Genomic DNA, 22,178 nt, shown 5'->3' with positions numbered 1-22,178 from the left:
GATGGTTTACCCACTGCTGTTACTATATTTCACCCAACTGAGAACCGCTATATTGATTCTTTTATTAACCAAACGTAATTGCTGCGATCGCTTCAAATACTTCACCCAAGATTGCTCTGATAACTGGGAAATGGCATTTGGTGTCAGTGTTGCCGTGAAAATATCTTTGCCACTGCTAACACCACTAACGCCTAAACTTTCCAAAACAGCAGTTGCAGCAGAGTTTAAAATTGGCTCAGTATGGATAAAAACCCCTAAATTCGGTTCTTCTGAATTTTGAACATCATTCAGCGCTGTAGCAAGAGCGGCATCTAATTTCTGATAATTCATCAGCAATTCCTTGGTAAACAGGGCAGGCAATAATTGCCTACCCTAACTTATCAAAGTTATAGGTTTTTATTGCCTACCTTTGTACAGAAATAATATCCATCATTCTCAGTCTAATTAGAGATTTAAAGCGTTAATGACTCCATAACCCCATTTGTCATCAAATGTGCCTGCGGGTTTTCCAGGAATGGCACTATTTTTACGTAGCAAGTCTTTCACAGCAGCCGGATCGAGTTTAGGATCTCGCTGCAACAGCAGGGCTACTAACCCACTAACAAACGGTGTTGCCATACTCGTACCAGCCTGTACCACAAACTTGGAATTAATCATCGATGAGCGGTCAAAATTTGCATCGGCGGAAAGGGTGGAAACAATCATTGCTCCTGGTGCTGCTACATCAGGCTTTTGTCCATCATTGCGTAGAGGCCCTTCACTACTGAATTCCGAAATAGTATCCAATTCTAAGCCCATTTCTCGCACTTGGTTATCAATATCTGTGTATTTAGTTTTAGTCGTATAGGCAGCAACTGTAATTGCACTGCTAGCAGCTCCTGGCGAACCAATTTTTAACGCATCTTTTACACTTTTACCTGTAAAAAACACTGATGAACTGTCATCTAGTGTCCACACATTTAAACATGTGTCAGTTGAAGAAGTGTTGCGGACTCGCAGCTGCCAAACACCTCCCATTACTTGCGAGGGACCAATACCCCGGATTTGCACAAAGAAATTATGGTCGCCGTTGGCTTGGTCTGGTGCTGGTGTCGCTAATTGCACCCGTGCATCTGGTAATTGGTAATCTTGGGCAGCATTACCTTCAGTAATAATTTTTTGGAAGGGAGTAACAAAACCGTTAGGACTCCGCACAGATACTTCCAATTCGCTGTCTTTGGCATACCAAGCGTTCAACCAAACTATACCTACTTGATTCAAAGGAACATTAAAGCGCATACCACGAGTGCGTCCACTGGGTATGATTGCTTGTCCATGAATGTTATCGTTTCCTTCGTTACCGGCAGCACAACAAACAATTCTTCCTGGCCCAGTTTCGGCGTCGATGACTTTGGATAAGGAATCACTACCATCATGGGCATCAGCGTGTCCACCCAAGCTGAGATTTACCACTGCTGGGCGTCCCAACTCTCTAGCAATTCGGAAAATGTAACGCACACCATCAGCAATGTGGGCATCCTGTAAATCTGACCTGACGACAACTAATTCCGCTTCTGGTGCAACACCACTATAACTAGCATCGGCAGCAGCGGCAATTCCCGCAACGTGAGTACCATGACCACCAGTATCCTGAGAAACTGTCAGTTGCGCTCCCGAAAATTCAGCCCCATAGCCGCCCTCTGTGACTCCTGGCCCTGGCAATGTTTGATCCCAAATGTGTAAAATCCGTCCAGCAAAGGCGGGGTGTTTGGGATCGATGCCACTGTCTATAATGCCGATAATTACTCCTTTACCAGTCAATCCGGTTTGATTCTTAAATTCCGGCAGTTTGACTGTTCCCATTGCAGTATCCATCCTCAAATGAAGTTTGCGTGATGGCTTAATCCGCTGAATCACATCTTCTTCAGATAAGACATCTAAACTCTCTATGGGTAAGAAAGCCGTCCGCACACTCCCGGAGTTTTGATTGACTTCAATATTATATTGTGATAGATAACTTAAATCTGCATCAGGGTCGCAGTAGATAAAAACGACGCTCTTAGTGGGCTTGACCGGGCTTTTGTGGGCAATAATACCAAGCGATCGCTTGTGTGTAACTAAAGCTTTATCTCCTTCATTTTGATAGTCTTGATATGCCAAAAGTAGTCCAGGAGAAAGTTTTTCGTGTCTCATTTTTACCTCAAACTTAATTTATTTGCTGTCAACGAAGTAGTGATTTTAGTAGGATAAGTCGCTCTAACATTAATGCAGACTATAGTTATCTATTTCTTTCATAGATAACATCAAATAAGCTTAGGCGGTGGTAAGTTCTTCCTAAGACAATTGCTAATTCATAACTCATATTCTTGAATTACGTATCCCTCATAGTGATTTTCTGTGGTTCCTGAGACATCTTTGATCGGTTGCATCTAAGAATTACCGAAATCTGAAGTAACAGGTAATTTTTATGAAGCTATTAAACTAATCCATTGTCTGTCTAAACAATTACGGACAAACTAAATAAAATAAAATAGGACTTACGCAAACTCTACGATTCTTCTCTGCGAGACGCTGCGCGAAGGCGTTCTTCTCTAACGAGACGCTACACGTTGGCGGAGCCTCTCCAAGAGTTGGCGTTCTTCTCTGCGAGACGCTGCACGATGGCGGTTCGATACAATTAAGCTTTTTAGGACTTTTTGCGTAAGTCCTATAAAATTAAGAATAATTAAGTAATAAATAAATTTTTTAACGAAGAATTCAAGAGCAAAGCCAGACAAACTCCGCCTCTGGTAAAAATGCAATCAGTGACAAGTCTATCTAGTTGACCTGTTAAAAACTAAAATAAATTGTAGTCAAAATAGTTAAGACTGATAACATTTGCGTATAAAACAGCATGAAAAAGGCTAAATCACTAATGAATACTGAGAAAAGACAGATTCTCTATCATAAGTAAGAGCCATAAAGAAGCTAATATTTGCAACGATCGCTTCTGAAGTACAAAAAGTTATTTATGCAAATTCAAACACCAGACTGGGTGAAGCACGCTGTTTTCTACCAAATTTTCCCAGATCGCTTTGCCAGAAGCAAACAGCCGCGCAAACGGTTATTGCAGGAAGCCCGTTGGGAAGATTGGGACTCTATGCCAACCCTCCAAGGCTATAAAGGCGGCGATTTATGGGGCATTATGGAAGGTTTAGACTACATCAAGGATCTAGGGATTAACGCGATTTATTTCACACCCATTTTTCAATCCGCCAGCAATCACCGCTATCATACCCACGATTATTATGAAGTTGACCCGATGCTAGGGGGCAACGAAGCTTTTAAGGAATTGCTCGATGCAGCCCATCAACGGAATATCAAAGTTGTTCTGGATGGGGTGTTTAACCATTCCAGCCGGGGCTTTTTCTTTTTCCACGACGTTTTGGAGAATGGTCCCCATTCACCTTGGGTAAATTGGTTCAAAATAGAAGGTTGGCCCCTTTCACCATATAATGGGGAATTTCCTGCCAACTATGTGGGTTGGGCGGAAAATCGTGCCTTACCAGAATTTAACCACGACAATCCAGAAGTACGAGAATACATTATGGAAATTGCCGAATATTGGATTAAATTCGGCATTGATGGTTGGCGATTGGATGTACCATTTGAAATTAAAACTCCTGGTTTCTGGCAGGAATTTCGCGATCGCGTTAAGGCAGTCAATCCCGAAGCTTACATTGTGGGCGAAGTGTGGGGAGATTCACGTGAGTGGCTAGATGGGACGCAATTTGACGGCGTGATGAATTATCTATTTGCCGGGCCGACAATTGCCTTTGCGGCAGGCGATCGCGTAGTCTTAGAACAAGTCCAAAGCCGCGACTATCAACCCTACCCACCCTTATTTGCCGCCGAGTACGCCACCAAAATTCAAGAAGTACTGCAACTTTACCCTTGGGAAATTCAGCTGACTCAACTCAATTTGCTTGCAAGTCACGATACAGCGCGATTGATGACTATTGCAGGCGGTGATATAGCCAGTATAGAATTGTCAACTCTACTGCTACTCACTTTTCCCGGTGCCCCCAGCATCTACTATGGTGATGAAGTTGGTTTACCTGGTGCAATAGATCCCGACTCACGCCGTGGCTTTCCTTTAGAAAGTAACTGGAATCAAGAAATTTTTAATACTCACCGTCAATTAATTGCCCTGCGCCAAACTTATCCAGCCTTGCGTACAGGTGATTACCAAGTCGTCTTTGCTCAAGGACAACTTTATATCTTTGCACGAACACTAGGGACAGAGGAATTAATAATTGCCATCAATGCTGGCACAAGTTCGGCAACAGCGAATGCAGATGTCGCTACTTTGCGTACTCAACCCAACAAGCTTTTATATGGCACTGCTGAAGTTGAGTGGAATGATCAAGCAGAAACTCAGCAGTTGTTATTGACTGTTCCAGCACGCAGTGGATGCATTCTGGGAGTGGGGAGTAGGGAGTAGAGAGTGGGGGACAAGGGGGATGAAGGGGATAAGGAGAATAACCAATGCCCAATGCCCCAGATCCCATAAATTACTTTCCTGCCACCATTGCAGGCATCAACACCGCATCAATGATATGGATCACGCCATTGTCTGTCAGAATATCTGTTTTTAGGACATTGGCGTTATTTACCTTAAATTTACCCTCGGCAGATTCAATGGCTACAATTGAACCTTCAAGCGTCTCTGCCTCGTTAATCTGTACCAAATCATCAGACCTAACATCCCCACTAGCGATATGATATGCCACAATTTTCTGGAGCTTGGGGATATCTTGTAGTAGCGAGTCTAAAGTCCCCTCTGGTAGATTAGCAAAAGCTTCGTCAGTCGGTGCAAAGAGCGTGAAAGAACCAGGACTTTTCAAAGTTTCGATAAAATTTACAGCTTTAGCAGCCTTTATTAGGGTATTGAAATTACCTGCTGCGATCGCAGTTTCCACAAGGTCAGCCATGAGGGTGCGTTATTTAATACTACAAGTTACTTATAAAGTGACTAAAATATCTTAGCCTCTATCAATAGAGAGGTTGCTGGCGATTTAGTAGACAGCAGCAGACTGATTTAGTACTGTTACACTGGAGAATGACCCTAAGAACCACTGATTATGCTAAAGCGTTCTAAGTTCGAGACAACTCAATCTCAGATTATGCACCGTGCTGAGGATCTGATTAGTGCAGCCTCAAATCGATACCGCATTACGGTTCAGGTGGCAAATCGTGCTAAACGTCGGCGTTACGAAGACTTTGAAAGTAACGAAGATGCAATGATGAAGCCAGTGCTAAGGGCAATAATCGAAATGTCCGATGAATTGACTCAACCAGAAATTATCGGCGAACTATAAAATTGAGTGCTGAGTGCTGAATTCTGAATCAGGCAAATTCATATTTTCACTCAGCAACGCCCAAAATATTGTTCTATGAAAAAGAAAAAATTTCTGTTGAAATCAATCTTATCAAAACTCGCAACTTTGCGCTGGCTCAACCTTAGCTATCTGCTAACACCACTACTGCTTACCTTAATGGTAATGGGTGTAATTATTTTAGGTTCCGGGGCGGATAAATCAATACATAGAAATTTATTTAGTATCCAACCTGCTGATGCTCAGAGAATCACCCCTAGCGATGTTTGGCAGCTAGTTTATCAGCAATTGCCAGATTTTCCACGGGAAAATAAATATATCAGCAAAGAAAATGGCAAAGTTGCCGAAAACAACACCTTAGCAAGTCGCTTAATTAGATATCACATTTATACTAAAGGGCGGGCCCCTATTTATCGCTTAGATTGGAAGCTGACTTTAGCTGATTACCTGGGTGCGAACGAAATTATGTATGATACTACCTATCCAGGAAATGATGCACTACGGGAGAATCCGATAGAAGGCGATCGCAAAGCCATCAAGAGTCTCACCCGCAGCCAACGAAATGCCCTAGTACAAGTCTTAGTGAATATATTTAATCCTACTTCCCAAAATACCCTAGCCCCTAACCCCAATACCGCACCCAGTCCGACTACATCAAATACCCCACAGCCACCGCAACGGGGAGGTGCCGAACTACTTAAATGACCAAACCCAAAGTCAAAAATTTTCCTTTGCGTCCCTCTGCGTTATACCTCTGCGTACCTTTGCGTTTAAAAAACTAAACTATGGAACGCGTTGTCAAAACCGGATCGGGTTGGCGTATTGGCTGGAACCCCGACACACCTGAGTTTAAAGGTTTAGTTGGAACAGATGATTGGGCAATTGAGTTAACCGAAGCCGAGTTAAATGATTTTTGTCGGCTACTAGCACAGCTAGCAGACACCATGAAGCAACTCGCAACTGAATTGATGGAAGAGGAAAAAATTACTTGTGAAGCCGAAAGCGATTTATTATGGATGGAAGTGGAAGGCTATCCTCATGATTACAGTCTGCGCTTCATATTGAATACAGGGCGATGTGTAGAAGGTAAATGGAATGCTTCTGCTGTTCCAGATTTACTACAAGCTAGTGGGATGCTTAAGGTTTTTTAAAATCGCCTCTTGATTATCCTACAGTTTTGCTATATGATAGGAATTCTGACCGGGGCGTAGCGCAGCTTGGTAGCGCGCCACTTTGGGGTAGTGGAGGTCGTGGGTTCGAATCCCGCCGCTCCGATTGATGATAAGCCATACCTGCTAGTCTTTTTAAAAGATTGGCAGGTTTTTTCATAGTTTTTACCTGAAAAAACCTAACCGAACAGTAAATTGGGATATACCCGCACAATCAAATTTTTTCAATGATAAATAATTAGGCGGACTTAATATAAAATCTCTAGCAGATTAGTAGGTAATTGGCATGAGTGAAAGTACAGAAACGATTTTCAGCAAAATCATTAGTCGGGAAATTCCCGCTGATATTGTTTATGAGGATAATTTAGCCCTGGCATTCAAAGATATCCATCCCCAAGCGCCCGTTCACATCCTGATCATTCCCAAAAAAACCATTGCTACACTAGCTGACACTGAATCTGAGGATCATGCTCTGTTGGGGCATCTTTTGTTAACTGCTAAACGTGTTGCAGAAGAAGCTGGACTAAAAAATGGTTATCGAGTTGTGATCAATGCTGGTGATGACGGCGGTCAAACAGTCGATCATTTACATTTGCATATTTTGGGAGGACGACAGTTGAATTGGCCCCCTGGTTGATCGGAGGCAGGAGGTAAAGGGCAGAGTAAAAGGTACAAATTGAGCCAAATTGTGAGCGAAAGTACCCCTGCTCACCTGCTTTCTAGTATCAACGCTCATAGTTGCTTAATTCTGGCAGTGCGTTTTCACTTGACCGTGCGGTAGTGTAAAAATAACTCACTTCCAACCTGACGAGTTTCTATGAGTTGGAGATGAGGAGCAGCATTGGGAACAAAACCTTCTCCCTCCACTGGGCTAGGGGCGTGCTTTCCTCCATAAATGACGGGCCAAATGGTCAACCACCAATCGTCAATTCGCCCTGCCTGAACTAGAGCAGCTGTTAAAGAGCCACCTCCCAAAGCAACGACTTTGTGAATACCCCGCTCTGCCATCAAGGTGTAGGCCCGATCCCAATCTAGGTCTGTATCTCCTAAATCAATTAATTCAGCCAGTTTTTGCAAGGTTGTTGTATCAGAACTACGCTGCAAAGCAGTCCTTGTGGTAAATATCCATCGCTCAATGTCCTGGCTCAAAAAAGGCAAGTCCGGCGATAGGTTAAGGGAACCTGAAACAACACAAGTAATCGGCTGAGGAGACTGACCCCGAACCTCACGCGCTGCTAACAGCTCGGGATCGCGAATTGTAAAGGTTTCCCCCTCAGCCCGAATCGTTCCTGCTCCTACCAGGATTAGATCGGCTAGGGAAGCTTGATACTCCAAGTGTGCTTGATCGACTACATCGGGTTCACGAGGCGCTTTCGGATCTACGGCACTAATTTTTCCATCAACCGTCATCGCAAGAACCACAGTTGTTTGAATAGCTGACATGATTATGTTGTAACGATTCTTTATAATTTTACCTTTTTGAATCCCCTCCATACTTTAGAGTGAATGAGTAGCAAAGTTTACGACAACTTGGTTGAGCGATCGCTAATCAATTACTGATATATTCCAGCACTTTTCCAAATTACAGCGATACACCGTTTCTACCAATATTTCTTTGTCGCTGCTAAATTCAAAACATTTATTTGCTTGTATGCTCTAGCCCAAGATTGAGTCTGAATCAATTTCCCACTGATGTTTGAGCAATTCTTGGGAAGCCGTTTCCCAAATTATCATCTGCTTATAAAGCATAGCTTTGTTCTCTGTAAGAGTACGCAGACTCGCTACCACTGCGCTATCGCAGACTCGTTCTTAAGAGTTGCTATGCTGTTGGCGTACCCTTACAGGGAAGCAAGCTACGCCTAGCGTGTCGCAGACAAGCCTCTCGTACATGAAAGCTTTACGCTACGCCATCCGCCAGTCGTACATAATTTATTCTAAATTCTGACTCTTGACTCCTGAATTCTACTGAAAATCGAGAGAAGTGAAGACTTTATAACGATGCTTGAATTTCATTTGTGCGAAGTGGTCTTCCAATAGGAAAATAGATGAAGCAGTAGTAACCATCAAGCTATATGTTTGAAATTAATGTGTTAAATCATTTCTTCTTAAAAAAGCCTGCTTCAGTATATCATCAACACTCTGAGCATATCAATCTACTTTTGTAAATCTAAAATCTGCTCTAAAAGAAGCTCTAATGGGTGTAAAAGTCATAATAATTCGTAATTGATAATGACGCTTGCGGACTCGCTAACGTAATTTGTGGTTGTAATCGAGTGCTTGCTTTGTACTCTCTTAATTAGGAATTACGAATATAGCAAGTAAGGATAAATAAAATGTCATTTATTATGCAAACTTCTGGAACTCTTACTGGTTTAAATATTTTGGTAGTTGAGGATGATGATGATACTCGCTTTTTTATCACTACTGTCTTGGAAATGGATGGAGCAACAGTTATAGCAGTGATATCAGCAGCAGATGCACGTAATGTATTGTCCGAATTACAACCTGATGTTTTAATTAGTGATATTGGGTTGCCTGGGGAGGATGGCTACACTTTCATCTCCAAATTCCGTGCGCTTAAACCAAATAATTCTGGACGAGTCCCAGCTATTGCTTTAACAGCCTTTGCTGATAGTGAGGCTCGTATCCGTGCCTTGGAAGCTGGTTTTGACACTCATATATCTAAACCAGTCGCTCCAGAAGAACTAGTTGAGATCGTGGCTAATTTAGTTGCTTCTTGTCATTGGTAATTATTCTCATCGGTCTTGATAGTCTTCAGAAGACTTTGGATCTAACTCCCAGCGATCGCCGTCACGATCCTCTAAAATATCGTTGGTATGCAGAAACTCCGAATCAGCCATTTCTAGCCCTACTGCTGCTTCTAAGTCCTCAGTTACATTTTGGTCGGGAGTGGAAGTACTACCACCAACAGCTTCATCCCCAACTGCATCTGCATCTTGCCAATAAGCATCGACATCTCCACCAGTCAGTTTCGGACTAGTTTCTGTATACTCGTCCCTTTCGTCCTGCATAGAGCGTCCGCCAATATTGTATCCTGGCAAGTCTTTCACACCAGTACCGTAGGATTCGGTAATCTCTTGTGGCAAATCATTACTTTTAATTTTATCATTATGGTTTTTTTCTGCCATGATACTAGCCCTTTTCTGCATTCTTACAATAACGTTTTCTTGTAACCAATTTGTCTAACTAGAGGTGTATAGCTGATAAAATAATCTATCCCCTGAGAACGACGCTAAACTAGCGATCGCGCCATAATATTATAGCTATGAATTCATGGTCAAGGAACTTGTAGTTGAAGTTATGAGATAGAAGTTATCCAACCGAAGTTACTCATTAGCGAACTTCTAACTCATAACTATTTTCTGCTAGACAAAAATAGGTAGTTGAAAATATAGTTTGTAAGTTTAGCATTTTCAATTAGGCATTCATGTTTCTAATTACCTAAATGCTAAACAATGGAATACTCAAAAATTATCTGAGTAATGGAGGCAAATAATGAGGATAAGTAGTTCAAAATTGTTTATTCAGTAAAAATTCTGGCTATTTAACTGTCTTCATCGATAAATATTGTTGTAACTAGTTAAAGATTAGAGAAATAAAAACGTAACACCATTTATGACTGAACAGAACAATCACCCAGGTAAGAAAAAAGTTGCTATCCTTATTGAGCAAGCAGTAGAGGATGCAGAATTTACAGTTCCATATAATGGATTCAAACAAGCAGGAATGGAGGTAGTAGTCCTTGGTTCCCGAATGAATGAAAAATACAAGGGTAAACTCGGCAAAGTTAGTAGAGAAGCTGACGGTACCACAACAGAAGCGATCGCAGCTGAATTTGATGCAGTAGTGATTCCTGGCGGTATGGCTCCCGATAAAATACGACGCAACCCCAACACAGTACGTTTCGTACAAGAGGCTATGCAACAAGGAAAATTAGTCGCTGCGGTTTGTCACGGGCCACAAGTTTTGATTGAAGGCGACTTGCTTAAAGGCAAACAAGCCACTGGGTTTAGCGCTATTGCCAAGGATATGACTAACGCTGGCGCAAACTATTCAGATGAGCCGTTGATAGTTGATGGGAATTTAATTACATCTCGCGAACCTGGAGACTTGGCAATTTTCACCACAGCTATTTTGAACCGTTTGGGCTATGGTGGCAAAGATGCGGCATTGCCAAATGAAAAAGACACAACTGCTGAATGGTGGAAACTAGCTGATGCTTGGGGTGGTTCAACTAAGGGTGATATTAGCAAAGGTTTAAATACTGCTCTTACTGGTGAACGTTATTCACTCGAAGCATTTGAGAAGTACTTTGAAAAAGCATCAGATAGCGAAATTAAATCACTTTTTCAAAAAATCATTACTAATAAACAACGCCACATCGAAAAACTGGAAACCTATCTTCAGCATTTGGGTGAAAAACCCTCTTTAGGGTCAAATATTGCCAATCAATATGCCAAGGTAAAAACTGCCTTGACAGGAAGTGATGACATATATCAGTTACGTTCCGCTTTGGGGGATGTGCAAACGGGTATTGGCGATATTGGTAATTTGGCTGCGATGTTCACCGATCCAGTAGCAACTGCTATTTTCAAAGGAATTTACCAGGATTTATCAAAATCCGAACAGCAATTAGTAGAGTTGTATCGGGCGCGGATAACCACTCAGGTTCAGCCTCCTAAGCCGACTACAGGGGCAGCTACATAAATGTAACCAATCGCAGAGGTGCATACTCCGACGATGGAGAAATAACCTATACGTAGCTGATTGTGAGTATTTGCGTCTTGGTTATTTTAGAAGATATCTGGTGAAAAAGAATGTGTAGAGACGTGACAGTGTTGCGTCTCTATAGGAATTCTGGATAACGCATATTTAATTTGTGGAGTTATCTAATGTATGTAATGGAGAAATAAAAAAGTGACTTCGACATCAGGCGATAAATCTACTAATAGTCAAGGTGAAGCTAGTGAAACAGAACGTTGGGCATCTCTCATCGGTGGCGGTGCTATGGTGTTGATGGGTTTAAAACAAGGTTCTTTGCGGGGAGTGCTAACAGCCTTGGCTGGTGGTGGTTTGATTTATCAAGGTGCAACTAAACAAAGCACAATCCAGCAAGCACAGGAAGCAATAGGGATAAATCAACCTATCAAAATTGAAAAGACGGTAACAATTAATAAATCAGCAGAAGAATTGTATCGTTTTTGGCACAACTTTGAGAATTTGCCCACATTCATGAAGCATCTCAAATCTGTAAGGGTGTATAACGAAAAACGTTCTCATTGGATAGCCAATGCACCCTTGGATAATAGTGTAGAATGGGATGCAGAAATTCTTGAAGACCGGGAAAATGAATTTATTTCTTGGGCATCTGTAGAAGGTGCAGATGTTGATAATTCTGGTTTTGTCCGCTTTAAAAAAGCACCAGGCGATCGCGGCACAGAAGTAAAAATTGTCTTGGAGTATAATCCACCAGGTGGTGCATTGGGAGCTACCGTAGCCAAACTTTTCGGTGAAGAACCAGAACAGCAAGTTGGTGATGAATTGCATCGCTTCAAGATGCTAATGGAAGCAGGTGAAATTGCAACCACAGAAGGTCAAACAAGTGGACGCAAGTAGTTACCATGATTAGCACTGAAAAAGGGATTGATAGCGATCGCTTAACCAAGTGCCTGAAAATGGCCAAAAAGTTTGCCAAAGCAGAAGTGAATAAGTTAATGCTGGCGAAGTGTTGAAACAGATGACTGGTGTCTTTAGTCCGATGCTTGTATCAATGCTATTGGTATAAAAGGCCATCACATTTTTCAACAAAAAAAGGATAACTCCATCAAAGTTATTCTTAAACCCGAATGCTGAATAGTCATTCAGTATTTGGAATTGTACACCTAACATAATGTAATTGAGGTTTTTTATGAATCGAGTAATTTCAGGGCTGCGAAATATTCGCATTTCCCAAATCCTTGTAGTTTTCCTTGTAGGATTTATGTTCTTACTGAGTCAGGCTTTTAGCTACACTAACATAGCACTGGCTGATGTTAAAACTCCAGAGGGTACTTATTACCAAGGAGTGCCAAATGGACAGGGTGAAATGAGAAACGATACCCAAATAGAAAATACTCAAAACTCCCAAAACCCCATAAAAAGCGCTGTTGATAATATCCGCGAAAAGTTAAACTTGGATGAAAAACCTCCTGAAGCAACAAAAGAGTTTCTTAAGTCTGCAACAAATAAAGTTGAAGAAACAGTTGAGCCAGTGACTGGAGAGAAAGAAGGTTATTACCATAATTCTTCTAAAAAATAACTGAGAAATAGAATCTGAGCTTCTAACAACTTTTGAGTCTCAGTTTTTGACTAAATAGATTGTCAAAAAAGCTTTAAAAAGTTATTAAGACGCGATAATTATCGCGTCTTAAAATTACGTCCGCCGGCATTACGACAAGTAATTGTGTTTTGTCGCAAAGGTGGTTATGTATCAATTCCAAGTGTATATGGTGGTTTTGTAGATAAACATAACTGCCTGCATCAAAGTTGTACTCAAACCTTAATGAGGAGTGGGAATGAACAAGGGAATAAGTTACAGTTTACAGATTATTATCTATCACCTGTCACCTCTCTTTTAACGCCAATGCTCAATGTCCAAAGTTAAAACTATAAAGAGGCAAAAATATGTCTGATAAAACCGTTAGTAAAGTAGACTCTAGTCATTCCCCTAAAGGCCAACTTGGTCAAAAATATCTTGCATCTGGCAAAAGCATTTCCATGCGTCTGTGGGAAAATGAACAACCGAACGAACCTAAAGAGCCAACAGCACGGGAATATGAAACTGTTGGTTATGTAATCAATGGTCGTGCAGAATTACATATTGAAGGGCAAACGATTTTACTAGAACCTGGGAGTTCTTGGATAGTACCAAAAGGAGCTAGCCACACCTATAAAATTTTAGAAACATTCACTGCTGTTGAAGCAACGAGTCCACCGGCTCAAGTTCACGGGCGAGATGAAAACTGATTTGCAGTTATTTTAAATTTGGTGATCGCTAAAAACTTATAGCCGCTTTCAATGGCATAGAATAAAGCGTTCGTAGGGGAACAATATTCTTGTTCTCCTTTTTACTGTGTTTTCAGCTTACCAATTATTGTAATAATTTTTTGACAGACTTACTTAGTGGTAGCAAGTCTTTGAATTGTGTTTTGATAATTTATAAATGATACTTATGGCATAACTCTTCTGATAGAGAAACATAACAAGATGAAATTGTATTCTATATAACTAATGTCTTTTTAATCAAAATGCTTGTAAAAAAGTATGGTTTTCTATTAGAAGTTTAAGTATAGAGAATTACTCAATATTATTACTCAACAAAAACAGAATGGAGTCAACAAATGAGGTTTGTCCTAAGACGTCGCAAGTTGGGTCAATTGATGGTCGTCAGCACAGTAGCGGCTACGATCGGTAATTTGGTCAAGAAAAGTGTAGCACAAACTCAAGTCAAAAAAGCTACTCCAATGCAGGCAACTTCAACATCTGAAACTGTGAAGGTGAGGCTGCAAGTGAACGGAACAGCACATAGTTTGCAGATTGAACCGCGTGTTACCTTACTTGATGCACTTCGAGAATATATAGGACTAATTGGTACTAAAAAAGGTTGCGATCACGGTCAGTGTGGTGCTTGTACAGTACTGGTTGATGGGCAACGGATCAATTCATGCCTGACATTTGCCGTTATGCACACCGATGCAAAAATCACAACTATTGAAGGGCTGGAGCAAGGAAACAATCTGCACCCGATGCAAGCTGCGTTTGTTGCCCATGATGCGTTTCAATGTGGCTACTGCACGCCAGGACAAATTTGTTCGGCAGTAGGTTTGGTGAACGAAGGACACGCTAAGTCAGATGCCGACATTCGCGAACTAATGAGTGGGAATATCTGCCGTTGCGGTGCTTATCCAAATATCGTAGCTGCTGTCCGCGATGTCTTAGGGGGAAAAAAAGATGCAGCCATTTAATTATAAAAAAGCGGGACAAGCAGAGAATGCGGTGGCGTTGGTTACTCCAGATGCCCAAGCCTCGTACTTAGCTGGTGGTACTAGCCTCATCGATCTGATGAAGTTGGATGTACAAACGCCAAAACAGTTAGTTGACATTAACCCACTACCGTTAACCAAGATAGAAATGCAGGGTAATGGTGTGCGGATTGGAGCAATGGCAAGCAATAGCGATGTTGCTTATCATCCGATAATTCAGGAGCGTTACCCTGTACTGTCAGAGGCGTTGCTGTCTGGAGCATCGCCCCAACTGCGGAATATGGCGACAGTGGGCGGAAATTTGCTGCAACGTACCCGTTGTTACTACTTCCGCGATACTTCGATGCCCTGTAACAAGCGAGTTCCCGGTTCAGGTTGTCCGGCAATTGAGGGCTATAACCGCATCCATGCGATTCTCGGCGGAAGCGATCACTGTATTGCCACCCATCCCTCTGATATGGCGGTGGCAATGATGGCACTCGATGCAGTTGTGCAAACACGTGGGCCGAGAGGAGAGCGCAGTATTCCGCTTGTAGATTTTCATCTCGTACCAGGTGATACACCAGAAAGGGAGACAGTTCTAGAACACGGAGAGTTAATTGTTGCCGTTGACTTGCCTGCTTCAAACCTTGCTAGGCGATCGCATTATTTAAAAGTCCGCGATCGCGCTTCTTATGCCTTTGCGATGGCATCGGTTGCGGCTGCATTAGATGTTCAAAATGGCATCATTCGCGTCGCACGCATTGCCTTGGGTGGCGTAGGAACAAAGCCCTGGCGTGCCTTTGAAGCTGAAAAAGCTTTGTTGAACAAGCCAGCAAATCAGGCAACATTTCAAGCAGCAGCGTCCGCAGCTGTCGCTAAGGCTAAACCTCAAAAATACAACGGGTTTAAGGTCGAACTCGCTAAACGCACAATTGTTAAAGCGCTCTTGACGGTAGGAGGGATAGTATGAATACAGGGGATACAAATACAGTTCTTGGCAAACCGCTCAATCGAGTCGATGGACACCTGAAGGTGACGGGTGGCGCACGCTATGCGGCAGAGTTTCCGGTAGCAAAAATGACTTATGGCGTGACGATTCAAAGCACGATCGCCAAAGGTAAGATTGCCAAAATCGATACAAAGGCGGCGGAACAAGTACCGGGTGTATTAGCAGTAATTACGCACCTTAACGCACCCAAAGCTTCTGGAGAAAAGGGTGGCGGTCGCAAGCTGCAAGTGTTACAAGATAACGTTGTGCTGTATAGCGGTCAGCACATTGGTGTTGTCGTTGCCGATACCTTTGAACGAGCCATGTACGCTGCCTCGCTGGTGCAAGTTCGCTATGACGAAGAAAAACCGACGATCAATATGCGGGACAATCTCGCTAAAGCATACTTGCCTAAAGGTAAAATCCCCAAAGACGAGCCGCCTGATTTAGCGCACGGTAATGTCAACCAGGGATTAGCGGCGGCGGCTGTCCGCGTCGAGCAAACCTATACTACACCGATCGAAAATCACAATCCAATGGAGCCTCATGCCACAACAGCAGTTTGGCAAGGCGATCAACTGCTGCTGTATGATGCAACTCAGGGAATCTTTTCGGCTCAACAAAAAGTGGCAGGGGTATTGGGGATTGAGCCAGAGAAAGTCCGGGTGATGTCTTACTTTGTCGGCGGTGGCTTCGGTTGCAAAGGGTCGGCTTGGTCGCATGTGCCTCTAGCGGCGATGGCAGCACGGCAGGTTAAGCGTCCAGTGAAACTGGTACTGGGACGGATACAGATGTATGGGCCTGTAGGCTTTCGACCAGAGACAATTCAACAGGTTTCTCTAGGTGCAACCCGCGACGGAAAATTGACCGCTCTGCGACACGCTGGCATTTCCCAGACTTCAACTTTCGATGAATTTATCGAACCAGTTGGTAAAAGCGCCCGGATGATTTATGCTTGCCCGAATATTGAAACCAGCCACCATCTGGTGCAGCTCGATGAAGGTACACCAACCTTTATGCGTGCGCCTGGAGAAGCTTCTGGGTCGTTCGCCTTAGAATCGGCAATGGACGAACTGGCTTATGCGCTGAATATCGATCCGGTGGAGCTGCGTCTGCGTAACCATGCTGATGTCGATCCTAGTAAAGGACTGCCTTGGTCGAGCAAGTCACTCATACAGTGCTACAGATTAGGAGCAGAAAAGTTTGGTTGGCAAAAGCGCAATCCTAAGCCCCGTTCGATGCGAGACGGCAATTATTTGATTGGTTGGGGTATGGCGACAGCGACTTATCCTACCAACCGTTCCCCAGCATCAGCGATCGCTCGAATTATGGCAGACGGTACAGCCGTTGTGCAGAGCGGTTCCCAAGATATTGGCACGGGAACTTATACTGTCATGACTCAAGTTGCAGCTGAGGCACTCGGTCTACCAGTTGACAAAGTTCGCTTTGAACTGGGCGATACTAAGATGCCAGAAACTCCCGTTTCCGGTGGTTCACAAACTGCCGCCAGTGTCAGCTCGTCCGTGCATTTAGCGGGAAATCAAGCTCGTAGTCAGCTTTTGCAACTAGCACTTGCCGATCAAAAATCGCCGCTTTATAGTTCAAATGCTGAGGATGTGATTGCCGAAAATGGCAGCTTTTTCTTAAAAAATAAATCGTCTGCAACCGAAACATATCAGGCAATCTTGGCACGGCATGGAATGAAAATGATCGAAGCGCGTGCAGATGCCAAGCTCGGAGAAGAACAAAAGAAGTTCTCAATGCACGCATTTGGAGCGCAGTTTGCCGAAGTGCGCGTTGAACCTGATTTGGGTGAAGTGCGAATATCGCGCTGGGTGGGAACTTTTGGCGTTGGACGCATCCTCAATGCTAAAACAGCCAACAGTCAACTGATCGGTGGGATTATCTATGGTATTGGTATGGCATTAATGGAACACACGGTCATAGACCCGAATCTAGGACGCGTTGTCAACCATGACTTAGCTGAATATCACGTGCCAGTCAACGCAGACGTTCCTGATATTCAGGTGTTGTTTGTTGATGAACACGATCCACATATCAACCCGCTTGGTGTCAAAGGAATTGGGGAAATTGGGATTACCGGCACTGCCGCAGCGATCGCCAATGCTGTCTATCATGCCACAGGTAAGCGCGTCCGCGATTTGCCAATTACATTAGACAAGCTGCTGTAGATATTGCGATCGCCCGTTTTTAAACACCAGCGTTCATTTCTTGGAACATTGTGCCAGGGTTCCCATTTTCGGCGGCGAAGCGTATAGGCTTGCAGCGCTCCACCACAACCTCTTCTATTGTTGGCTGGTTGGAGAGTATAGACATGACCTCGGTGATGAACTCGCCGAGGGGCATGGCACGGGGATCATTCGCTTGGTTCTCGCCCATGAGATGGGTCTGAACGTAGGGGGGAATGATCTCGATCACCTCCGTTGTCGTGCCTTTGAGCTGCTGGCGCAGCGATACCGAGTAGGAATGGATCGCGGCCTTGGTCGCGCAGTAGGTTGGCGTGTTTGCAAGCGGTACGAAGGCTAGCCCGGACGAAACTGTCAAGACGGCCGCGTGCGGCTGACTTTGCAGCAGTGGCAGGAGGGCCGCCGTGAGGCGAATGGGACCAAGGAGGTTGGTCGTCACGATCTCCTCGGCATCATCCAGGTAATCAGGCGGTGATTTGAGATTTTCCGCTTTCATAATCCCGGCATTGTTGATCAGAACATTCAGCCCTGGGTAGTCTTGAGCCACTTGCTTACCAAACGAATGTATGCCATCTCGGTCATTTATATCAAGCAGAATCGATTTCATACCGGGATTGGCAGCCGTCACCTCATCCAAAACCTGTTGTCGCCGATCGGCAATGACAACCTGGTTTCCTTTCTTGTGGAAGGCCTCAGCGATCCCGCGACCAATACCTGAGCTGCCGCCAGTGATCAGAATTGTGTTTCCTGTAATCTTCATGATAGTCCTCTAACTTTCTTGTCCGAGCAGATAATAATAAATTGTCAGATTTGGATACTATTATCTGTCGCTTCAAATCGTTCTGTTCTCACCCTAATGCTGGTCATACTATTCGGTAAACTGAATATCAAATAAGCAAAATTCGATTTATGAATTTAGCGGAGTTTGACCTCAAGGCACTCTTAGTCTTCGATGCTGTGATGACTGAGCGCAGCACTACCAAGGCAGGCTATAGGTTAGCCATGTCACAGCCTGCAGTCAGCAGCGCTCTGAATCGACTCCGTTATGCACTTAAAGATGAATTGTTTATTCGCGGGGCTGACGGAATGCGCCCAACTCTTTGCGCTTTAGAACTTGCTGCCCCGATTCGTCAAGCCTTGACTCAGTTGAGTGAAGCACTCCAACCCGTTGAATTTATTCCCGCGAATGCATCACGAACCTTTACGTTTGCCATGACAGATCATGCTGCCTCGCTCATTCTTCCTACCCTTGCAGAACGTTTAGAAAAGGTAGCACCTAACATCGATATTCGGGTCAAACCCAATATCAATATCAACGCACCCGAGTTATTAGATTCTGGAGAAATTGATTTTGCGATTGGGTTTTTTCCCAATCCACCAGAGCGATTACAAGTAACTGCTCTGATCAAATATGAGTTTGTCTGCGCTATGCGACGCAAGCATCCTCTAGCAGGAAAGCCTCTTGAGCTACATAGCTATTTAAGTGCAAAGCATCTTTTAGTAAGCTTATCTGGGAAATCAACAGGATTTGTCGATGTGCTTTTAGAGAGTCAGGGGTTACGCAGGCGGATTGCAATGACGGTGAATCAATTTAGTGTCGTGCCAGCAATTCTTAGACAGAGTAATCTTATAGTCACTGTAGTTTGTCAAGTAATTACACTGTCTCCCTATGCCAAAGATTTAGTTGTGCAACCAGTACCACTTGCAATTGAACCAATTGCGCTTTCGCTGCTTTGGCACGGACGTTTAAGCCAGCATCCAGCCAATACATGGATGCGCTCCACAATCTTTGATATTTGTGCTGAAATATCGAATGGTTTTCAAGATAGGATACAGCAACGATGAAAGCTGAATCACACGATTGGCGATCGCTACATTACCAGTATGAGCAAGAAGTTCATACGCAGCAATAACATCCTCTAGTTTCTTTTGCCAATCAGTAGAAGTCTCAGGGTTGATGACCACTAAATGTAGAATTTGGTACTGTTAGCTCGGAATCACTGTAGTTACGTTTGTGACCGAGATGAGTAGTCGATCAGCCCGCTCCTACGCTTTCTTGTCGATTGCAGCAGCAATCGTCACTATTGCTCTAAAGTTTGGCGCTTACCTGCTAACCGGGTCAGTAGGTTTGCTTTCAGATGCTATTGAATCAATTGTAAATCTTGTAGCAGCATTGGTTGCTCTATGGGCATTGACCTATGCTGATAAACCAGCCGATGCCGAACACGCCTTTGGGCATTCTAAAGCTGAATACTTCTCCAGTGGTGCAGAAGGTGCGTTGATTATAGTGGCAGCGATTAGCATTGCTATTGAAGCTTGGGGACGCTTGTTGCATCCAGAACCGTTAACACAGCTGGGATGGGGGTTGGCACTCTCCCTATTTGCAACCGCAATCAACGGCGTTGTTGCCTTTATCTTGCTACGGCAGGGCGACGGTTGCGTTCCATTACACTCAGGGCTGATGCTCACCACCTGTTTACCGATGTGGTGACTTCGGGTGGTGTGGTAGTTGGAATCTTCCTCGTTAAGGTAACAGGCACTCTTGTACTCGATCCAATTGTCGCCCTGATAGTAGCAGCAAATATTACTTGGACAGGATTTCGTTTGCTGCGGGAAACCAGTAGCGCCTTACTGGATGCAGCTTTGCCTAAAAAAGAAATTGACGCAATCAAGAGTATCCTTAACGAGTACAAACATCAAGACATCCAGTTTCATGCCTTGCGAACCCGCACTGCTGGAACGCGCCGCTTTGTTTCCTTTCATGTTCTTGTGCCTGGATGTTGGACAGTGCAACAAGGGCATGATTTATGCGAGGCAATTGAGCTTGCTATTCTTCGGGTGCTGCCTTCAACCCACGTTACAACTCACCTGGAACCTGTAGAAGATCCAGTTTCTTGGGAAGATATGGAGTTGGAGCGTCCGAGCAATCAGCAAATGCAAGATATTACATAAAAGATTAATTGCTGCCGTTGAACTTTAAGGAATCGCACGATCGCGTTCGCGAAGCGTCCGCTCTGCAAAAGCGCTGCTGCCTTCGGCAGTTCGCATCTCTCATCAACTACGGTCAGCGATGGATCGCCTGTCGATTTTAGCTCGAGATTATTTACCGCAAATGAAACGAACACGGCTGCTGTTCCTGAACCGAACACAATTGCAGGTCTAGCGCTTGCAGGTGTCGCTTGTGCCTACATGCGTCGGCGCAAACAGCAAACCCCATAAACAGTGAAACGGAATAAGAATTGTGAATGCATCGACTTGTATTGTGAATGCATTGACTTGCATTGCGAATGCATTGACTTGTATTGTGAATGCATTGACTTGCATTGTGAATGCATTGGCTTGCATTGTGAATGCATTGGCTTGCATTGTGAATGCATTGACTTGCATTCACAGTTAAATCAGTTTTAAACCACCAAGAGCATTAAAATTTCTAACACTCCAAAGCTGAAGTGTGACTAGTGGGAATACAATCACAAAATTATACAGTTTGTTTGTAGAGACTGCACTGGAAAATTGCGGAGGTTAAAGTAATGGATGGGCGCGATCGCTACTTACGAATCGCTCTGGTTCTGATTGGAATAGCTTTTCTACTTATCTATCCACTAACTCAGGTTTGGGCATCAGGCTGGTTATGGCAACCAGGTCAACACGAATACGAACAGATGATCATTGGTGTTTATGCGACGCTTGGTGTCTTTTTACTGTTAGCTTCAAGGCAACCAGAAGCTCACCTCAGTTTAATCTGGTTTACCGTCATATCAAGTGTAGTCCACGGGTTAATCATGGCGGTACATGCAGTAATTGACCCTGTTGAACAGGGACACCTGTTTGGTGATGTTCCAGCATTGTTCTTGGTAGCAATTGTTCTTGGCTTTTTAGCGCCCCGCAAGGTAGTGTCAAGTACATGAACGGGCTACGCCTACGCTCTTTTATTTACTGTACTTTGGATATGAGGGGGCATAAGAAGTGAACCGCAAAGGGCGCAAAGGAAGATAGAAGAGGGAGCGTTAGCGTTAGCGCAGCGTTCCGCAGGAAAGCTTACCGTTCGCGTAGCGTTCCGAAGGAAAGGTATCGCTATTTGAAGTTACAATTGATGAGCGATCGCTCCTAAACTTTAAACTACAACGATTTTGTGAGAAAGGGTGCGACGCCGAATAGACCGTCGTAGACATCGCGTAGCGTGCTGGAGGCGATCGCTAGCGATATATTTCTCTTAAAAAGATTGCATAATTTCCCCTTATTGTCATTGTATTGGGATGACCTACACCTAAAGTCTGCTCACAAATCGCCAAAGCTTGCTCAAACAAGGGTTTGGCTTCGTTGTAGCGTCCTGTAAATTTGTAGAGTAATGCCAGATTATTTAGACTATTGGCGACATGATGATGGTTGTCTCCCTGTAAGCGTTTTCTCAAATCTAAAGCTTGCAGATACAG

23 protein-coding genes, 1 tRNA gene and 1 pseudogene are annotated in these 22,178 nt (G+C 43.7%); 18 read left to right on the top strand and 7 right to left on the bottom strand.

Annotated elements, in window-relative coordinates:
• Positions 1-6: 6 nt before the first annotated feature.
• Together ACFE93_RS28155 and ACFE93_RS28150 are read right to left on the bottom strand one after the other, a co-directional pair.
• Positions 7-330: a hypothetical protein gene (locus ACFE93_RS28155; protein WP_375478346.1), complete on the bottom strand. Its 324-nt coding sequence runs from the start codon at positions 328-330 to the stop codon at positions 7-9.
• A 114-nt stretch (positions 331-444) separates the two neighbouring features.
• Entirely contained in the window at positions 445-2,172 is a 1,728-nt protein-coding gene (locus ACFE93_RS28150; RefSeq protein ID WP_375478344.1) for a S8 family serine peptidase, read from the bottom strand.
• 817 nt (positions 2,173-2,989) lie between these two features.
• Here ACFE93_RS28150 and ACFE93_RS28145 point away from each other — a divergent pair.
• A complete protein-coding gene (locus ACFE93_RS28145) occupies positions 2,990-4,462 on the top strand; it encodes a glycoside hydrolase family 13 protein (RefSeq protein WP_375478342.1) in 1,473 nt (490 codons plus the stop codon).
• A 70-nt stretch (positions 4,463-4,532) separates the two neighbouring features.
• Here the strand turns inward: ACFE93_RS28145 and ACFE93_RS28140 are convergent, their stop codons facing one another.
• Positions 4,533-4,952 (bottom strand): fasciclin domain-containing protein, encoded by a 420-nt coding sequence (locus ACFE93_RS28140; protein WP_375478340.1) that lies wholly within the window; start codon positions 4,950-4,952, stop codon positions 4,533-4,535.
• A 150-nt stretch (positions 4,953-5,102) separates the two neighbouring features.
• On the opposite strand from ACFE93_RS28140, the gene ACFE93_RS28135 reads away from it, so the two are divergent.
• The 5 genes from ACFE93_RS28135 to ACFE93_RS28115 all read left to right on the top strand — a co-directional run bounded on the left by ACFE93_RS28135 (position 5,103) and on the right by ACFE93_RS28115 (position 7,163).
• Positions 5,103-5,339 carry a DNA-directed RNA polymerase subunit omega gene (locus ACFE93_RS28135; RefSeq protein ID WP_094351515.1) on the top strand — a complete coding sequence of 79 codons (237 nt, stop codon included), beginning with the start codon at positions 5,103-5,105 and terminating at the stop codon, positions 5,337-5,339.
• A gap of 177 nt (positions 5,340-5,516) precedes the next feature.
• Positions 5,517-6,062: a hypothetical protein gene (locus ACFE93_RS28130; protein WP_375478350.1), complete on the top strand. Its 546-nt coding sequence runs from the start codon at positions 5,517-5,519 to the stop codon at positions 6,060-6,062.
• A gap of 80 nt (positions 6,063-6,142) precedes the next feature.
• Positions 6,143-6,508, top strand: coding sequence for a DUF1818 family protein (locus tag ACFE93_RS28125; RefSeq protein WP_289796143.1), 366 nt, complete (start codon positions 6,143-6,145; stop codon positions 6,506-6,508).
• Between the two features lie 50 nt (positions 6,509-6,558).
• Positions 6,559-6,632, top strand: a tRNA-Pro gene (locus tag ACFE93_RS28120).
• A 180-nt stretch (positions 6,633-6,812) separates the two neighbouring features.
• Positions 6,813-7,163, top strand: coding sequence for a histidine triad nucleotide-binding protein (locus ACFE93_RS28115; RefSeq protein WP_375478338.1), 351 nt, complete (start codon positions 6,813-6,815; stop codon positions 7,161-7,163).
• Positions 7,164-7,288: 125 nt separating this feature from the next.
• Here the strand turns inward: ACFE93_RS28115 and ACFE93_RS28110 are convergent, their stop codons facing one another.
• The gene (locus ACFE93_RS28110; RefSeq protein ID WP_375478336.1) at positions 7,289-7,969 is read right to left on the bottom strand and encodes a RibD family protein; all 681 of its coding nucleotides are present in this window, start codon (positions 7,967-7,969) and stop codon (positions 7,289-7,291) included.
• Between the two features lie 890 nt (positions 7,970-8,859).
• Between ACFE93_RS28110 and ACFE93_RS28105 the strand changes: the two genes are divergently transcribed.
• Complete coding sequence (locus tag ACFE93_RS28105) at positions 8,860-9,276, top strand: response regulator (RefSeq protein WP_375478334.1); 417 nt, start codon at positions 8,860-8,862, stop codon at positions 9,274-9,276.
• 6 nt (positions 9,277-9,282) lie between these two features.
• Here the strand turns inward: ACFE93_RS28105 and ACFE93_RS28100 are convergent, their stop codons facing one another.
• Complete coding sequence (locus ACFE93_RS28100) at positions 9,283-9,675, bottom strand: DUF6335 family protein (protein ID WP_292783360.1); 393 nt, start codon at positions 9,673-9,675, stop codon at positions 9,283-9,285.
• Positions 9,676-10,162: 487 nt separating this feature from the next.
• Here ACFE93_RS28100 and ACFE93_RS28095 point away from each other — a divergent pair, with 487 nt between their 5' ends.
• The 7 genes from ACFE93_RS28095 (at position 10,163) to ACFE93_RS28065 (ending at position 17,730) form a co-directional block, all read left to right on the top strand.
• Complete coding sequence (locus ACFE93_RS28095) at positions 10,163-11,254, top strand: DJ-1/PfpI/YhbO family deglycase/protease (RefSeq protein WP_375478332.1); 1,092 nt, start codon at positions 10,163-10,165, stop codon at positions 11,252-11,254.
• A gap of 210 nt (positions 11,255-11,464) precedes the next feature.
• Positions 11,465-12,163, top strand: coding sequence for an SRPBCC family protein (locus tag ACFE93_RS28090; RefSeq protein ID WP_375478330.1), 699 nt, complete (start codon positions 11,465-11,467; stop codon positions 12,161-12,163).
• A gap of 292 nt (positions 12,164-12,455) precedes the next feature.
• Positions 12,456-12,845, top strand: coding sequence for a hypothetical protein (locus ACFE93_RS28085; protein ID WP_375478327.1), 390 nt, complete (start codon positions 12,456-12,458; stop codon positions 12,843-12,845).
• Between the two features lie 365 nt (positions 12,846-13,210).
• Positions 13,211-13,552, top strand: coding sequence for a cupin domain-containing protein (locus ACFE93_RS28080; RefSeq protein WP_334854641.1), 342 nt, complete (start codon positions 13,211-13,213; stop codon positions 13,550-13,552).
• A gap of 374 nt (positions 13,553-13,926) precedes the next feature.
• Positions 13,927-14,550: a (2Fe-2S)-binding protein gene (locus tag ACFE93_RS28075; RefSeq protein WP_375478325.1), complete on the top strand. Its 624-nt coding sequence runs from the start codon at positions 13,927-13,929 to the stop codon at positions 14,548-14,550.
• Positions 14,537-15,520 carry an FAD binding domain-containing protein gene (locus ACFE93_RS28070; protein WP_375478323.1) on the top strand — a complete coding sequence of 328 codons (984 nt, stop codon included), beginning with the start codon at positions 14,537-14,539 and terminating at the stop codon, positions 15,518-15,520. The genes ACFE93_RS28075 and ACFE93_RS28070 overlap by 14 nt, the downstream gene beginning before the upstream one ends.
• Positions 15,517-17,730, top strand: a complete 2,214-nt coding sequence (locus ACFE93_RS28065) for a xanthine dehydrogenase family protein molybdopterin-binding subunit (RefSeq protein WP_375478321.1) — start codon at positions 15,517-15,519, stop codon at positions 17,728-17,730. Before ACFE93_RS28070 ends, ACFE93_RS28065 begins: the two co-directional genes overlap by 4 nt.
• 19 nt (positions 17,731-17,749) lie before the next feature.
• Here the strand turns inward: ACFE93_RS28065 and ACFE93_RS28060 are convergent, their stop codons facing one another.
• A complete protein-coding gene (locus ACFE93_RS28060) occupies positions 17,750-18,505 on the bottom strand; it encodes an SDR family oxidoreductase (protein WP_375478319.1) in 756 nt (251 codons plus the stop codon).
• Positions 18,506-18,654: 149 nt separating this feature from the next.
• On the opposite strand from ACFE93_RS28060, the gene ACFE93_RS28055 reads away from it, so the two are divergent.
• From ACFE93_RS28055 to ACFE93_RS28040, 4 genes and pseudogenes are all read left to right on the top strand, one after another.
• The gene (locus ACFE93_RS28055) at positions 18,655-19,590 is read left to right on the top strand and encodes a LysR family transcriptional regulator (protein WP_375478316.1); all 936 of its coding nucleotides are present in this window, start codon (positions 18,655-18,657) and stop codon (positions 19,588-19,590) included.
• Positions 19,591-19,768: 178 nt separating this feature from the next.
• A pseudogene (locus tag ACFE93_RS28050) lies at positions 19,769-20,697 on the top strand (cation diffusion facilitator family transporter).
• A 39-nt stretch (positions 20,698-20,736) separates the two neighbouring features.
• Positions 20,737-20,964, top strand: a complete 228-nt coding sequence (locus ACFE93_RS28045) for a PEP-CTERM sorting domain-containing protein (protein WP_375478348.1) — start codon at positions 20,737-20,739, stop codon at positions 20,962-20,964.
• A gap of 311 nt (positions 20,965-21,275) precedes the next feature.
• On the top strand, positions 21,276-21,653 hold the full coding sequence (locus tag ACFE93_RS28040) for a DUF6632 domain-containing protein (protein WP_375478314.1): 378 nt from the start codon (positions 21,276-21,278) through the stop codon (positions 21,651-21,653).
• 288 nt (positions 21,654-21,941) lie between these two features.
• Here ACFE93_RS28040 and ACFE93_RS28035 read toward each other — a convergent pair.
• Positions 21,942-22,178: tetratricopeptide repeat protein (locus ACFE93_RS28035; protein WP_375478312.1), on the bottom strand; the 237-nt coding region annotated here is incomplete at its 5' end.

Source organism: uncultured Nostoc sp., assembly GCF_964247315.1.
In the GTDB taxonomy this organism is placed as follows: Bacteria; Cyanobacteriota; Cyanobacteriia; order Cyanobacteriales; family Nostocaceae; genus Nostoc.
The sequence above is the reverse complement of the archived record's forward strand: the minus strand, read 5'-3'. Positions and strand labels throughout refer to the sequence as shown.

Excerpts from the sequence above, each read along its gene's own strand:
- ACFE93_RS28135 (WP_094351515.1), top strand. The coding sequence starts at position 5,103 with ATGCTAAAGCGTTCTAAGTTCGAGACAACTCAATCTCAGATTATGCAC.
- ACFE93_RS28110 (WP_375478336.1), bottom strand. The coding sequence starts at position 7,969 with ATGTCAGCTATTCAAACAACTGTGGTTCTTGCGATGACGGTTGATGGA.
- ACFE93_RS28130 (WP_375478350.1), top strand. The coding sequence starts at position 5,517 with ATGGTAATGGGTGTAATTATTTTAGGTTCCGGGGCGGATAAATCAATA.
- ACFE93_RS28140 (WP_375478340.1), bottom strand. The coding sequence starts at position 4,952 with ATGGCTGACCTTGTGGAAACTGCGATCGCAGCAGGTAATTTCAATACC.
- ACFE93_RS28145 (WP_375478342.1), top strand. The coding sequence starts at position 2,990 with ATGCAAATTCAAACACCAGACTGGGTGAAGCACGCTGTTTTCTACCAA.
- ACFE93_RS28040 (WP_375478314.1), top strand. The coding sequence starts at position 21,276 with ATGGATGGGCGCGATCGCTACTTACGAATCGCTCTGGTTCTGATTGGA.
- ACFE93_RS28105 (WP_375478334.1), top strand. The coding sequence starts at position 8,860 with ATGTCATTTATTATGCAAACTTCTGGAACTCTTACTGGTTTAAATATT.
- ACFE93_RS28080 (WP_334854641.1), top strand. The coding sequence starts at position 13,211 with ATGTCTGATAAAACCGTTAGTAAAGTAGACTCTAGTCATTCCCCTAAA.
- ACFE93_RS28060 (WP_375478319.1), bottom strand. The coding sequence starts at position 18,505 with ATGAAGATTACAGGAAACACAATTCTGATCACTGGCGGCAGCTCAGGT.
- ACFE93_RS28055 (WP_375478316.1), top strand. The coding sequence starts at position 18,655 with ATGAATTTAGCGGAGTTTGACCTCAAGGCACTCTTAGTCTTCGATGCT.
- ACFE93_RS28150 (WP_375478344.1), bottom strand. The coding sequence starts at position 2,172 with ATGAGACACGAAAAACTTTCTCCTGGACTACTTTTGGCATATCAAGAC.
- ACFE93_RS28075 (WP_375478325.1), top strand. The coding sequence starts at position 13,927 with ATGAGGTTTGTCCTAAGACGTCGCAAGTTGGGTCAATTGATGGTCGTC.
- ACFE93_RS28155 (WP_375478346.1), bottom strand. The coding sequence starts at position 330 with ATGAATTATCAGAAATTAGATGCCGCTCTTGCTACAGCGCTGAATGAT.
- ACFE93_RS28115 (WP_375478338.1), top strand. The coding sequence starts at position 6,813 with ATGAGTGAAAGTACAGAAACGATTTTCAGCAAAATCATTAGTCGGGAA.
- ACFE93_RS28065 (WP_375478321.1), top strand. The coding sequence starts at position 15,517 with ATGAATACAGGGGATACAAATACAGTTCTTGGCAAACCGCTCAATCGA.
- ACFE93_RS28100 (WP_292783360.1), bottom strand. The coding sequence starts at position 9,675 with ATGGCAGAAAAAAACCATAATGATAAAATTAAAAGTAATGATTTGCCA.
- ACFE93_RS28095 (WP_375478332.1), top strand. The coding sequence starts at position 10,163 with ATGACTGAACAGAACAATCACCCAGGTAAGAAAAAAGTTGCTATCCTT.
- ACFE93_RS28125 (WP_289796143.1), top strand. The coding sequence starts at position 6,143 with ATGGAACGCGTTGTCAAAACCGGATCGGGTTGGCGTATTGGCTGGAAC.
- ACFE93_RS28070 (WP_375478323.1), top strand. The coding sequence starts at position 14,537 with ATGCAGCCATTTAATTATAAAAAAGCGGGACAAGCAGAGAATGCGGTG.
- ACFE93_RS28085 (WP_375478327.1), top strand. The coding sequence starts at position 12,456 with ATGAATCGAGTAATTTCAGGGCTGCGAAATATTCGCATTTCCCAAATC.